The 12,555-nt window shown below is 59.0% G+C and carries 12 protein-coding genes; 2 read left to right on the forward strand and 10 right to left on the reverse strand.

The features are described 5' to 3' along the window. Positions 1–14: 14 nt before the first annotated feature. The 5 genes from ASD54_RS21150 to ASD54_RS21170 form a co-directional block, all read right to left on the reverse strand. The gene (locus ASD54_RS21150) at positions 15–1,073 is read right to left on the reverse strand and encodes an SDR family oxidoreductase (protein WP_062556548.1); all 1,059 of its coding nucleotides are present in this window, start codon (positions 1,071–1,073) and stop codon (positions 15–17) included. Positions 1,074–1,076: 3 nt separating this feature from the next. Next, positions 1,077–2,060, reverse strand: coding sequence for a zinc-binding dehydrogenase (locus ASD54_RS21155; RefSeq protein WP_062556549.1), 984 nt, complete (start codon positions 2,058–2,060; stop codon positions 1,077–1,079). Positions 2,061–2,073: 13 nt separating this feature from the next. Continuing rightward, on the reverse strand, positions 2,074–3,105 hold the full coding sequence (locus ASD54_RS21160; protein ID WP_062556550.1) for a Gfo/Idh/MocA family oxidoreductase: 1,032 nt from the start codon (positions 3,103–3,105) through the stop codon (positions 2,074–2,076). Beyond that, a complete protein-coding gene (locus ASD54_RS21165) occupies positions 3,102–3,386 on the reverse strand; it encodes a YciI family protein (protein WP_062556551.1) in 285 nt (94 codons plus the stop codon). Before ASD54_RS21165 ends, ASD54_RS21160 begins: the two co-directional genes overlap by 4 nt. A gap of 91 nt (positions 3,387–3,477) precedes the next feature. Next, positions 3,478–4,557 (reverse strand): 2,3-butanediol dehydrogenase, encoded by a 1,080-nt coding sequence (locus ASD54_RS21170; RefSeq protein WP_312222765.1) that lies wholly within the window; start codon positions 4,555–4,557, stop codon positions 3,478–3,480. Between the two features lie 504 nt (positions 4,558–5,061). Here ASD54_RS21170 and ASD54_RS21175 point away from each other — a divergent pair. Both ASD54_RS21175 and ASD54_RS21180 read left to right on the forward strand, forming a co-directional pair. Next, positions 5,062–6,006 (forward strand): NAD(P)-dependent oxidoreductase, encoded by a 945-nt coding sequence (locus tag ASD54_RS21175; protein ID WP_162249601.1) that lies wholly within the window; start codon positions 5,062–5,064, stop codon positions 6,004–6,006. Between the two features lie 84 nt (positions 6,007–6,090). Further along, positions 6,091–7,797, forward strand: a complete 1,707-nt coding sequence (locus ASD54_RS21180; protein WP_062556553.1) for an extracellular solute-binding protein — start codon at positions 6,091–6,093, stop codon at positions 7,795–7,797. Positions 7,798–8,090: 293 nt separating this feature from the next. On the opposite strand, the gene ASD54_RS21185 is transcribed toward ASD54_RS21180, so the two are convergent. From ASD54_RS21185 to ASD54_RS21205, 5 genes are all read right to left on the reverse strand, one after another. Next, on the reverse strand, positions 8,091–8,666 hold the full coding sequence (locus ASD54_RS21185) for a hypothetical protein (protein ID WP_062556898.1): 576 nt from the start codon (positions 8,664–8,666) through the stop codon (positions 8,091–8,093). Positions 8,667–8,726: 60 nt separating this feature from the next. After that, positions 8,727–9,032, reverse strand: a complete 306-nt coding sequence (locus ASD54_RS21190) for a cupin domain-containing protein (RefSeq protein WP_062556554.1) — start codon at positions 9,030–9,032, stop codon at positions 8,727–8,729. Continuing rightward, positions 9,014–10,042, reverse strand: a complete 1,029-nt coding sequence (locus tag ASD54_RS21195) for a Gfo/Idh/MocA family oxidoreductase (RefSeq protein ID WP_244484813.1) — start codon at positions 10,040–10,042, stop codon at positions 9,014–9,016. The genes ASD54_RS21190 and ASD54_RS21195 overlap by 19 nt, the downstream gene beginning before the upstream one ends. Positions 10,043–10,045: 3 nt before the next feature. Continuing rightward, complete coding sequence (locus ASD54_RS21200) at positions 10,046–11,209, reverse strand: adenosylhomocysteinase (RefSeq protein WP_062556555.1); 1,164 nt, start codon at positions 11,207–11,209, stop codon at positions 10,046–10,048. Between the two features lie 71 nt (positions 11,210–11,280). Continuing rightward, a complete protein-coding gene (locus tag ASD54_RS21205) occupies positions 11,281–12,195 on the reverse strand; it encodes a LysR family transcriptional regulator (RefSeq protein WP_062556556.1) in 915 nt (304 codons plus the stop codon). Positions 12,196–12,555 lie beyond the last annotated feature (360 nt).

Genomic DNA, 12,555 nt, shown 5'->3' on the forward strand with positions numbered 1-12,555 from the left:
ATCCTTTCCAGGTTTCAGGGAATGATGCGATCCGCACGCAGGCGATCGAAGGCATCCGTGAAGGAGGCAAGCGTGTCCTGGTAGTCGAGGAAGCCAAGCTTGCGGCTACGCCCCATGTCGTTGAAGGTCTCGATCTGGCGCCCGAGGTCTGCATCGGAATGCCAGAAGGAGGCGACTTGAGACAGCCTGTTGGGCGCCAGGCCGTGCTTTGCCACCAACGCGTCCCAGACCGGAGCGGCATCAGCCATCTGCTCCTCCAGCGGGGTGGGCTGTCCGGGATAAGGGGCTGCATCGAGCCCGAAGTAGGATGCAAGACGCGGCCAGAGCCACTTCCAGCGGAAGATTTCGCCGTTGACGACGTTGAAGGCCAGATTGGCGGCTTGCGAATGGGTTGCTGCCCAGGCGAGATGGCGGGCCAGCAGCCGGACATCGGTCACATCCGTTGCCGCCTGCCACTGCTCCGGTGAGCCCGGAAAGACGAAGGGCCGACCGGTTTCCTTACAGATGGCGGCATAGGCGCCAAGCGTCGCCGCCATGTTCATGGCATTGCCCACCGCATAGCCGATCAGGGTGTGGGGACGATGGATCGACCAGGTGAAACCATCCCGCGCGGCAGCCGCGAAGACCTCGTCTTCCTGAACATAATAGAAGTTCTCACCCGGAAGCCGCTCCTGTTCCTCCCGGAAAGGTGTCTCCGGTTGTGACTTGGCGTAGGATTCGAACGGTCCGAGATAGTGCTTGGTGCCGGTGGTGAGTGCCACGTGCTGCACGCCGCGACCGGCCAGCGCATTGAGAACGTTGCGCACGATTGCGCCATTGACCTCGCAGTTCTGCGCTTCCGTTTCCTGCCGAGACCATGCCGTGATAAAGACATGGCTTGGCGAGACACCGGCCAGAGCCTTTTCAACCGATGCACCGTCAACGAGGTCGCAGGCGAGCGTCTTGACGCCCTCGATCCGGCTTTGCGAGCGGGACAGGCCGGAAACCTCCCATCCCCCGTTTGCGAGAAGATGTTCGGCAAGATTGCTGCCGGTAATGCCGGTCGCGCCGACGATCAATGCGTGCTTTGTCATGCTTTATCCGTTCAGAAGAGTGATCTTGATGCTCTTGGTGGCGTCCTGCCCGAAGGAGAAGGCCTCCACTGCATCGACCAGCGAGAAGTCGTGGGTCTGGATCGGTGAGAGGTCGATGCCCGTCCGCTCCAGAAAGCGGATTGCGGCAGGCCAGACTCCTGGCGATCCAATGCAGCCACGTACGGTGAGGTTCTTCATCTGGATCTGCCCGATCGTTACCGGCACCTTGCGACCGATATTGATGCCCACCATCGACATCCGCCCATCCTCGCGGGCGTAGTCGAAGGCGGCGGCAAGCGATGCGTCGTGACCAGAGGCCTCCACCACGAGATCTGCACCATGGCCACCGGTCAACTCGCGGATCCTGTCAGCGGCACCGCCATCGGAGGGATCAATCGCCTGATCCGCACCAAGCTTCAGGGCAACGTCACGACGCGAGGCAAGCGGATCAACAACGATCACGCGCGCTCCCATCCCGATTGCAGCGGCTGCCGAGACGAGCCCGATCGTGCCGCCGCCGGAGACGACGACTGTTTCGCTTGCATTCGTGCCACCCGAGCGCAGAACGGCATAGAAGCCGCAGGTGAAGGGCTCGATGAGAGCCGCCTTCTTGTTATCGACGGCATCCGGCAGCTTGTGCAGCCACTCGGGATTGACGGCGAAGAACTCGCGATCGGCACCGCTCATGGAAAAGCCGAAATGGTGCAGCCGTTCCGGCGTGCGCACCACGCATTCGCCGACAACACGGTCCCCTTTCTGGAAGCCCTTCACGTTGCGGCCGACCTCGACGATCTCACCGCTCCATTCGTGGCCCGGCGTGACCGGATAGGAGATCGGAATGATGTAGCGACCGGCGAGCAGCTCATAATCAGAGTGGCAGATGCCGACAGCTTTCGTCTGGACCAGAACCTCGTTTGGAGGAAGTTCCGGCATGGCCACGTCGGCAATCACGGGTTTCTCGGGTGCTTCGAAAACCAAAGCCTTCATGATGTTCTCCTCCTCAAACGCGCTCCAGTTCGCCGCTCTTTGCAGAACGCACAATGGCTTCGAGCAACGCGATGTTGTTGATCATGTCCTCACCGCTGATGGGATAGGCCGACACGCCACGCACCGCCTCGGCAAAGGCGCGCAGGTTTTCGCGGACAGGTTCGGCCGGTGCCACTTCACGCACGGTGATCGGCTTGTTCTTCCAGCCTTCGGTCACGATCCAGCCATCCGGTGCCTCGACATGCGCCTTGTCGCGTACTTCGATCCAGCCCTCAGTGCCGAAGACGGCAAAGCGAGAGATGAAGGGGGTGGCAAGTGTTGCGGACACATAGGCCGTTCCGCCGTTGACGAAGCGGATATGGGCGCTCATCGTATCCCCTTGGGGGATCTTCGAGGCCAGGTTCTCGCAGACGACGCGTACATCGGCAGGCTGGCCCATCAGCTTCACTGCAAGATCCGTCAGATGGATGCCGGTCGCCGTCATCCCGCCCGCTGGCGCCTGATCTGCTTTCAGCCGCCAATTGGACTCATCAAGCGTCAGAAACTTGTCATGGCTGAAATTCGCCTCGATCTGCAACAGCCTGCCAAGCTTGCCGCTTTGCGCCGCCGCCAGGATCTCGGCGATGGGTGGTTCAAACCGGCGTTCATGTCCCATGCCGAGCACCAGCCCCGCTTCGCGGCACAGTGCGACGGAGGCCTCTGCACCGGCGCGCGTGAGATCAAGCGGCTTTTCGCAGAAGACATGCTTGCCGGCCGCCACGGCTGCTGCGATCTGTTCGCGGTGCAGTGAATGCGGCGTGGCAAGAATAACCGCTTCCACCGTGGCATCCGCCAGCGCCTCGCCGAGGTCGGTGGAAAAGGCCATTTCCATGTCGCGGGCAAAATCTGCAGCATCGGGATTGGCATCGACGCCGCGCACGATGGTAAGACCTGCGCTTCCATCCTTGAGGAGGGTCGCCATCTTGCGGCCCCACCAACCAAGGCCGACGAGAGCTGTCTTGACCGTTGCAGGTGACTTGAGCGTTGCAGGTGACTGGGCGCTCATCGATTGTCCACCCTCTTGTTGAAAGGGTGAATGCTGACGCTTTTCCAAAGGCCTGCCTTGTGGAACGGATCGGCAGCATTGAAGGCAATCACGGCATCCTTGCTGTCTGCCTCGAGCACGAACATCGAGCCGATCATCGTCTCGTTATCATCTGCCAGCAGAGGCCCGGAGATAACCGTCTTGACGGGAGCGCTGGCGAGATAGGCCTTGTGGGCGTCGTAATGGGCAAGACGTTTTTCAACCGCCCCCTCGTGATCAACACAGTGAACTACGTAATGCATGGTTTATCCTTTCGAGAGCCGCGCCGTAGCTGGCGATCCAAAAACCGCCACTGCGCACGCGTCAGAATGGGAAGGCGGGTCCGGACGAAGGTCAGGCCTTCATGTCGACGAGTATCTTCATGTGGGAAGCCTTGGGATCGAGCAGTGCCTCGAATCCCTGCTCCACCACGTCTTCCGGCCTGATCGTTGCCGTGACAATCTTTTCGACCGGCAGAATGCCGGCGCCAATCATGGATGCCACCCGTGGCCAGATCTGAACCGGATAGCACCAGGTCGCCTCAACCGTGATGTCCTTCAGCGCCCAGAGCATGGCATCGACAGCCGCCGGTTTCATATGAAGTCCGACCTGCACCACGGTTCCGCGCCGCCGCACCGCCTCAGCGCAGAGGTTCAGGGAAGCTTCGGCTCCCACACATTCAAGCGCGACATCAAGACCAACCCCCTCTTCCGTGTGGTCGCGGAACAGCTGCAATGCATCGGTCTCCCGAGGGTCGAACACGATTGCCTCCGGCACCAGTTGCTGGGCCAGCGCACGGCGGTTCGGATTGAGTTCCGAGACGAAGATCGTCGTTGCACCCGCCGCCTTGACCGCCAGAAGCACAAGCGCACCGATCGGACCGACACCGGAAACAAGGACGCTGCTGCCACTCGTGACTCCACCGCGATCAACACCATAAAGAGCAACGGCCGCCGGCTCGATCATCGCCGCCTGAACGTCTGAGACCGTATCCGGCACCGGAAAGACATTGTAGCCATTGACAACAGCCCGCTCGCCCATGCCACCCCACTCCCAGGACAGGCCGACACAGGCCATCTTCTCTGAGAGGTGGAAGAGGCCGCGACGGCCATAATAATCATCGCGCGGTGAAATCAGCGGCTGGATGGAGACGCGCGAGCCAGGCTTCACATGCGTGACATTGCGCCCGGTCTCTATGACCCGTGCGGAAAATTCATGACCCAGAATCTGAGGCAGCGTTGCGCCGGAATAGACATGCGGCGTGGCTGGCGTAACGATCGGGCCTGCGATGTATTCGTGCAGATCCGTTCCGCAAATGCCGCACACCAGGGGCTCGATCAGAACCATGTCATCGCCGAGCGGGCCAGATGGAGGAGCGACGTCCTCGACGCGAATGTCTTTCTTCGAATAATAGCGAACTGCCTTCATCGTCATGCCTGCCTTTCATACCTGCGTGCGGCAATGCCGCAGTGTCATAGCTGGAATTCACGCGCGCTCATGAAGCGCTGTCGTGCTGCCACGTCGAATTGAGGGTGTTGGCGGACGCCGCCGCGCGCATGCAAGATCGAGCTCTGGTCTGTCTGTCCACTATGCATCCTCCTCTGCACCATCCGTCAGATGGCGTGAAGCATCATCCGTTTGTGCCAAGCGAGCGCTTTGCACAGTCAGCTGAAAAACAAACGGCAGACATTCCTCCCACAGGAAACGCCGTGCGTCCCGATGCAGACGCTAGGACAGGACGGACCCCTGATCCAAATGGATAATTATCCATTATGGATATTTTTCAGGCCTTACAATCTCACGCCGCGCCTTACCCTTTTGCATGGGAGGACGCCGCGTTTGCGCCGGATGCAGGAAACGCATCCGCATGTCGGCCACGCAGCCCCCTTCGACGGGCAAGCCCTTGGTCTCGCAAGGTCCGCCATCAGGGAAGGTAGAATGGGTATGACTGACACAATGAAAGTGGGTTGGGCGGGTATCGGCAAGATGGGCGCCCCGATGAGCAGGCGCGTTCTTGAACACGGTCATTCCCTGACCGTTTATGAGCCTCTTCCCGAGAACCGCGCCTTTATCGTCGGGCTGGGGGCAAATGTCGCGCATTCCCTCGCCGACCTCGCCGCAAGCTCCGACGTGATCGTGCTGACGATCCCGAATGACGCGATCCTGCGCCAGTTGACCCTCGTGCCGGACGCCCTGGGCGATGTCATGCAGGCCGGGCAGATCCTGGTCGAAATGAGCACGGTATCGCCGGAGATCTCCGCCGAGATCGCGGCGGTTCTCGAACCCAAGGGCGTTGCCTACATCCGGGCGCCAGTATCGGGGAGCACGGTCACTGCGGCCTCGGGCGGACTGTCGGTGATGGTATCCGGTCAGGAGGATGCGTATCGTCGCATAACTCCGCTGCTTGAGAGCGTTTCAGCCAAACAGTTCTATGTCGGGCAGGGCGAGGAAGCCCGTTATCTCAAGCTCGTGGTAAACGCGATGGTTGGCGCAACCGCCGCACTGCTGGGCGAGGCTCTGACGCTCGGCCTCAAGGGCAATCTGTCGGTCGAGACCATGTTGAGCGTGATCTGCGAAAGTGCCGTCGCATCCCCGCTCATCGCCTATAAGCGTGACCTGCTCGTGAAGCGGAACTTCGATCCGGCTTTCTCCGTGTCGCAGATGATGAAGGACTTCGATCTCATCCTGGATACGGCGAAATCTGACCATGTCCCTATGTATCTCGCCTCGATGATCCGGCAACAATATGAGGCCGCCTTCGCCGAAGGACTTGCGGAAAAGGATTTCTTCGTCCTTTTTGAGCAATATGAGCGACTGGCAGGCATCGCCCCGGAGATGAGACCCGATACGGAGCCAAAGATTGGGACGCGCAAGACGGGCTGAACCAGGGCATGGGCAGGCCCGGGTTTCACGCGAATCTCTTCTTGTGTCCGAAAGGCTCGGCACAGGCCGCTGTGGGAGGCAGGCGTGAACGAATACGAGCTTCTGCGCGTCATAGACTTCATCGAGAAGACCAGGCGTCCGTTTCGCGACATGATCGATGAAGCGGGCGACGATGCCGTCTGGATGATCGTGACCTATCTGATCAAGAGCCATATCCTGAGCCAGAATGTCTCCATCTCGACGCTGGGCCAAGAATCCGGCCTGCCCTATGCCACGTCGATGCGTCTTATCAACCGAATGATCGACAATGGTCATATCGTGAGGGTTGCGAAGGGCCAGACCGGGAAGAGCTTCGTGCTGCAGCCGAGCGAAGGCCTCCTGGCGTCGTTCAAGGATTATGCCCGCAAGACGAAATCGCTTCTGGCACAGACCCTCGGTGTGCGCGCTGGCGAAGGCGATGATGAGTATTATTTCGGTGGTACACCGCTTGGTTCGCAGATCATTCCACCGATGCGGCTGGTGCAGAAGCGGGTCGAGGCACAACTCGAACTGCGCTTTCTGCTCAACGACGATAATTATTTTTCCGCCATGCGCAACATGTGGGCGGACTTCCGCAGCAACCTTGCATCGCGCAAGAACTTCGACCTGCTGCCCCTGCCCCAGCTCTATGCCCGCGCGCTTGAAAACGGGATGAAGGAGCAATCCGATTACGATGTCATTGCCATCAACATGCCATGGCTCGGCGAATTTGCCGAGCGCGGCTTTATCCGCCCGATCGACCAGTACATCCAGAAAACGGGCATCAATCCGCTCGACTTCCATCCATCCATCTGGACGGCAGCTACCTGGGAAGGACGTGACTACGGAGTTCCGAGCTATTGCACCGTGGAATTTCTTGCCGCGCGCAAGGATCTGTTCGCCGATGCGGGACTGGCTTTCCCAAAGACCTTTGATGAGGTGATTGCCGCAGGCCGCAAGTTCCATGCGCCGAATGAGGGAGCCTATGGGGTTGTGTGGGATGGCGCCCGCGGCATGCCCGTTGCATCCAGCTTCCTGTTCTTCATGGGAGCCTGCGGACAGCCACCGATCTCATTGCCGCGAACGCGTTCGGGATTTACGGTCGATGGCATCAACCTCGACGACGTAAGCTGCAATATCCTGTCAGATGCCGGCTATGCAGCGTTTGAATACATGCGCAGGCTGCTCGAAATTTCACCGCCGAACATACTGGACATGGCATGGGACCAGACGCTCTCGGTCTTTCTGAAAGGCAAGGCCAGTCTCGGCTATTTCTGGACCATGCGCGCAGCCCGCTTCGAATACGATGTCCAGTCTGTCGTCAAACGCCGCGTGGAATATCTGCCGCAGGCTTATGGTCCGGCGGGTACGCGCGCGACACCGATTGGTGGCTTCCTGTTCTGTATCCCGACCAACCTGCCCGAAGAACGGGTCGAACTCGCGGCTGACGCCATCGCCTGGATGGCGTCGCGAGAAGCGATGAAGGCGCATGTCAAGAACGGCTTCCCCGTCGCGCCGCGCTTCTCGGTCAGCGCCGATCCCGAGGCAGCGGCGAGTTCGCCGATTGTGCGATTCGTCGATCAGCTTGCCAAACGAAACCTTCTGCACACATGGCAACGACCGAAAATCCCTCAATACACGCGGATTGAAAAAGTCCTGGGCGAGGAAATCCACGACGCCTTGCGTAACAAGGAACCGGCCCGCCAGGCGCTGGAAAGAGCGGCGGGCCGTATCGAGAAATCTCTCAAACAGCTCTCGGCGCACAATGCGTGATCGGTAACGCATCATCCTGCACCTCAAGCTATGAAGCTCAGGCTGGAAAGAGCTTTATCGGTGCCAATCAGCTTTATGGAAAAGTATGGATCGTCGAAACCGGTGAGGTCGATAATTTTTCAATCGCTCCTGAGCGTTCAAGGCATTCCTACCTCTTGGGATGCCTTAGGCCCACTTTGCCGTGCCAGCACGCGGCATAGATCTGGCTTATCCAAAATTCTCGTACCACACCAACTCTTCGCGCGACGCAGTCATGGGGCCGCTTGTTCCACGAGCGCCCCTGAAATGAGCCATTATGGAGCCTTTATCACCTCATAAGTGCACCCGAACGACGATGCAGCAACGCGGTAAGTATCCTTTTCGTCGTCCATGGATTGCACAAGCGCATCCCCGGACTTGGCCACCATCGCCTCTCCCCACGGCGCCACGAAATCAAACCCGGATCGCGCTGCTGGCACTGTCCAGAAATAAACGTCCTTGCCTTTGGGAAGATACTCCTTCCAGCCTTGGGAATCCGGCGACTTGCCTGCATCGGCATATCGAGGCGCAAATTTGGCTGCCTTGACAAGATACTCCTCATTTCCAGTGTCCGGGCATCGATTTCGAACAACGAAATCGCCCATCTCCGCAGGCTTGCTGCGCGTCTCGACGCCTTCGCCCTTGATCATGGTGACAACAATTTCCCCCGGCTGGGCAGCACGTGCATCGACGGGCTTGGTTTTGCGGGCAAGGCCTACCTGGCCATCGGCCTTGGCTTTCGCGAACAGGGCGACTGCATCAACGGTTTCAGCGAGGGCCGATGTCGACACAAGCGGTAGGGAGCATAGAAAGAGGGCGGAGAGAGACAGTAGGACTGGTCGATTAAGCATTGCAGCATCCTCTTGATTGTTCATCCCAAACGAAATCTGACACGGCCAACTTGATTCGTCTCAGTCCAGATAAGGTCCGTCCTGAAGAATTACCGAAATAGTTCTCAGACAAATGACATCGAGCTCGCGCTGGCAGGAAATCCTCCAGATTTTCGATCGCAGCAGGTCGGGTTCCTCGATGCTACCGTCATGCGGCACCTTATTCGGCAGCAAGCCGATCGAAGAAAGGATCGACGTCATCGTCGTTCGCGGGTCTTGCGAGGTCACCATGCGATCACGTTCGACAGCGCGGAAGGTCTCGCGAAAGTATCCTCCCTCGAAATGACCCGAAAGTTCCAAATGAGCAATCACTTCTTCCTTGGCCATCCTTCGTGTTCCCTCGTATTGGCGCGGATCTGACGTTCCCACTCACTGAGAAGCCGCATGATTTCGAGGGAATGGGCCGGGCTTGGCGAAGGCCTGGGGGCGGACTTGAAGCCCTGCGACAGGCACTTTTCCACCAGTTCCACCTGATGACCGAAGGCATCGCGATCGGACGTCACGATGACCCGTTCCGGCATGTTGCCATAGTCCGTCACCTCGATCACGTTGTCCCCGGCTACCGGTAGCCAGGGGTTGGTGATGAAACGCAGGCTGCCCTTCTCACCCAGAACCGTAAAAGCATGGTCCATGCCAATGCTGTCGGTCGATTGTAGCGTCGCGATCAGCCCGTTGTCGAACCGCACCGCCAGCGATGCATCACAGACCGTGCCGTCGCTTGCTGAGATGTTTCCCGTTGCTACGCATTGAAACCGCCTGAAGGCATCGCCGCCGAAGCTGGCCTCTATCACGTAGTGGAGAAGCGAGGCCGGGTAGCAGCCCAGATTGAAAATGGTCCCCCCTCCGAGCGGGTTTGCGAAAGGTGCGATCGCAGCAGCGTAGTGGCCGCTGACGGAACACAGCCTGCCAAGCCGCCCGGAGGCAATGATGTTGCCTACTCTCGCCATCAATGGATGAGCGAGATACATAAGTCCCTCGAGAAAGAAGATGTCGGCATTGTCAACGGCGGCAATCAGCGCTTCAGCTTCTTCCACGGTCCGGGTCAAGGATTTTTCCGAAAGTATGGCCTTGCCCCGTGCTGCTGCCGCACAGACTGCCTCGGCATGGATATGGTTCGGCAAGCCCACATAGACGACGTCAATCGCCGGATCATCGAGGATGGCGTCGAGCTTCGTCGATGTCTTTTCAATGCCATAGGTCTGCGCAAAGGCGGCGAGACGCTGCGGGTCCCGCCCGAAGGCCGAGGCGACGCGCGAACCCTTGCTCTCCCGCAGGGCCTCAGCCACCGTGTTGGAAATGAAGCTCGTTCCGAGAATGGCCCAATTCAGCATGGTCATGTCTCACCGGTGGATCTCAAGGTAAGCTGAGGCAACCGCCGCGTCGATGTCCCTCGGTACGGGTATGACACAGGCCGAGGAGTCCAGCGTGCGACTTGCTACCCGCTCGAGGCATCTCGCCTGCAATGCAAAGCCGAGATCCATCGATTCCACCGTGTTGCCGAGCGGACGCGGCCCGGCAAGATTGGCCATATGTCCCGCGCCAAGAACATGGACGCGGCGGCCATCGTCCAGAACCAGCGTTTCGATGCCCTCCTCCGCATAGCCATCGACGTACCCGACCGACGGATGGGTACGCATGGCATCGACAGCGATTTCCTGCGGGAAATGCCCGCCGTTCATGAGGATGACGCCGTCCTTGAGCAGTGGAAGGTCTGCAACGGTAACAATGTCAGGGTGTCCTGTTACCGTGATGATGACATCGGCCGAGCGGATTGCATCGCCACGCTGCGGTGTATTGAAGCCATCCAGATGCGCCTCGAGCGCGGTTACCGGCTCGATATCAACGACGCTGACTGCGCTGAAGGCATTGCGGAAGCAGGCCGCCGTCCCTCGACCACAGGCGCCGTAGCCGAAGACCGTGACGCGCTTGCCATTGGTCGAGCGATTGGTGAAGCGTAGATAGCTCTCGAACAGGCTTTGTCCGACCGCGTGCCGGTTTTCCGCAAACTGCTTGATCGGGCTGTCATTGATGACGAGTACGGGTAGCCCGATCTTCGGCCGCATGGGTTCAAGTCGCATCCGGCCGGAGGTTGTCTCCTCGGTTCCGCCGATAAGCCCGGCATAGGGGCTTGATGCATATCGCGCAAAGAGATCGCCGCCATTATCCAGAATAAGGTCAGGTCTTCGCGCAATGATGCTGTCAAGGAAAGCGCCGTGTTCTTTTGCATCGCGGGTCTGGGCACCGATCACCTCAATTCCCTGATTGCGCAGATAATCAACTGTTGCCGGCTGGGTGCTGTTGAGATTGCCGGTCGCGATGATCTGCGCACCGCCAGCCTTCAATGTCATAAGGAGTGCAGCCGTCTTCGGCTCCAGGTGAATGCCCGTGGCCATGCTGAGCCCGGCAAACGGCTTGGTTCTGGCAAATTCATCGGCAATGTGCGCCAGCAGCCGGCAACCTTGACGTACCCAGTCAATGCGGGTCAACACATCGGGTTCGCTCATACGCTTAGCACTCCTTTTCCAGACGCCTGAACCAAGGCAATAGCGTCGGAGTGGCTAGCGCAAAAGGCACATTATTCTGCTGACTCGCGCAGTTTTTCTGCACTTTGGCTATGAACCCTGCCCTCTTCGCACAGCCATTGGCGCAGGCTCACGATCGGCTTTTCATCGCGATCGGCCATGCGACAGCAAAAACGGAAGCCGACAGGGCGATTTACAAAACCTTCCGGGGCGACGAGTACGCCACGGGCGATATCCACGGCGACGGAGGCAAATGGCGCGATGGTCACACCAAGTCCATTGCGGGCCGCACTGATTGCCAGCGTCAAATCGGCAATCTCCAGCCTTTTGGAAAATCGGACGGGGGCATGCCCGCTTTCATGGAACCAGTCATCCCAAAGGGAACTGACATCGCGCGCAATGAGAGCCGTCAGACCCTGCAGATCTGATAGGTGCGGGTCCGGCACCACCGAAGGCGAATGAACCGGACCGAATGCATCATCCATGAACGGGGTCGCATCGATATCAGGTAACGGCTGGTATTCACCGCCGACAATCAACGCATCGATATCCATCATATCCGAGAGCGAGCGACGCACATCAACCGGAACGACATCAATATCAATGGCGCTCAGTTGACGTTGCATCCTCGCCATGCGTGGCATCAGCCAATCGCTCGCCATGGGCATGGGAACTCCCAGACGAAGCCTGTAGCGATGAGCCCCTGTCGTGATCTCTTCAGCGGCGCGCGTCATGATACCGAACGCTACCGCTACCGCATCCGCCAGCCGTTTTCCGTTTGCGTTCAGCGTAACACGCCCGCCATCGCGTTGAATGAGCGGCACGCCGAAGTTTTCCTCGAGTGCTGTCAGTTGTTGCCGTACGGCACCCGGAACAACACCGAGGTCCTGCGCGGCCGCTCGTATACCGCCACATCTCGCAAGCGCCTCAAGCGCGCGCAGTGAATTGAGGGAGGACATGAATTTCATGGATCGTCCTTCAATCGGCTTGTCTCCCGAGTTCCCTGACAATCTGGCGCCCGCTATGCACTTTCGACCCAGTCAATGTACACAATCTATACGCAACGCACCGCGCCCGCCAGTTAGTCCGAATGAGCCCCCAGTCGGGCTAAAGCGTCGGCTACATATTGGCGTCCTTTTGAGAACTTCAGTCCTGAACTCTTGCCTTGAAAGGATTCGAACCGGCGGCATGTCGTCGCCTTTTCTAGTGGATTGACAGTGATCGCAACAACCATGGATAGGTTAGAAAACTGCCTCCATCCACTTCATAGTGGGTACTTGGCCGACTACCACGACGAACGATCCAGTTCGCCGTAGGAGCGATAGGCA

This window comes from Rhizobium sp. Root149, from assembly GCF_001427345.1.
Lineage (GTDB): Bacteria > Pseudomonadota > Alphaproteobacteria > Rhizobiales > Rhizobiaceae > Neorhizobium > Neorhizobium rhizoryzae.

Coding starts and splice junctions, on each gene's coding strand:
- ASD54_RS21150 (WP_062556548.1), bottom strand. CDS start 1,073: ATGACAAAGCACGCATTGATCGTCGGCGCGACCGGCATTACCGGCAGC.
- ASD54_RS21155 (WP_062556549.1), bottom strand. CDS start 2,060: ATGAAGGCTTTGGTTTTCGAAGCACCCGAGAAACCCGTGATTGCCGAC.
- ASD54_RS21160 (WP_062556550.1), bottom strand. CDS start 3,105: ATGAGCGCCCAGTCACCTGCAACGCTCAAGTCACCTGCAACGGTCAAG.
- ASD54_RS21165 (WP_062556551.1), bottom strand. CDS start 3,386: ATGCATTACGTAGTTCACTGTGTTGATCACGAGGGGGCGGTTGAAAAA.
- ASD54_RS21170 (WP_312222765.1), bottom strand. CDS start 4,557: ATGACGATGAAGGCAGTTCGCTATTATTCGAAGAAAGACATTCGCGTC.
- ASD54_RS21175 (WP_162249601.1), top strand. CDS start 5,062: ATGGGTATGACTGACACAATGAAAGTGGGTTGGGCGGGTATCGGCAAG.
- ASD54_RS21185 (WP_062556898.1), bottom strand. CDS start 8,666: ATGCTTAATCGACCAGTCCTACTGTCTCTCTCCGCCCTCTTTCTATGC.
- ASD54_RS21190 (WP_062556554.1), bottom strand. CDS start 9,032: ATGGCCAAGGAAGAAGTGATTGCTCATTTGGAACTTTCGGGTCATTTC.
- ASD54_RS21195 (WP_244484813.1), bottom strand. CDS start 10,042: ATGACCATGCTGAATTGGGCCATTCTCGGAACGAGCTTCATTTCCAAC.
- ASD54_RS21200 (WP_062556555.1), bottom strand. CDS start 11,209: ATGAGCGAACCCGATGTGTTGACCCGCATTGACTGGGTACGTCAAGGT.
- ASD54_RS21205 (WP_062556556.1), bottom strand. CDS start 12,195: ATGAAATTCATGTCCTCCCTCAATTCACTGCGCGCGCTTGAGGCGCTT.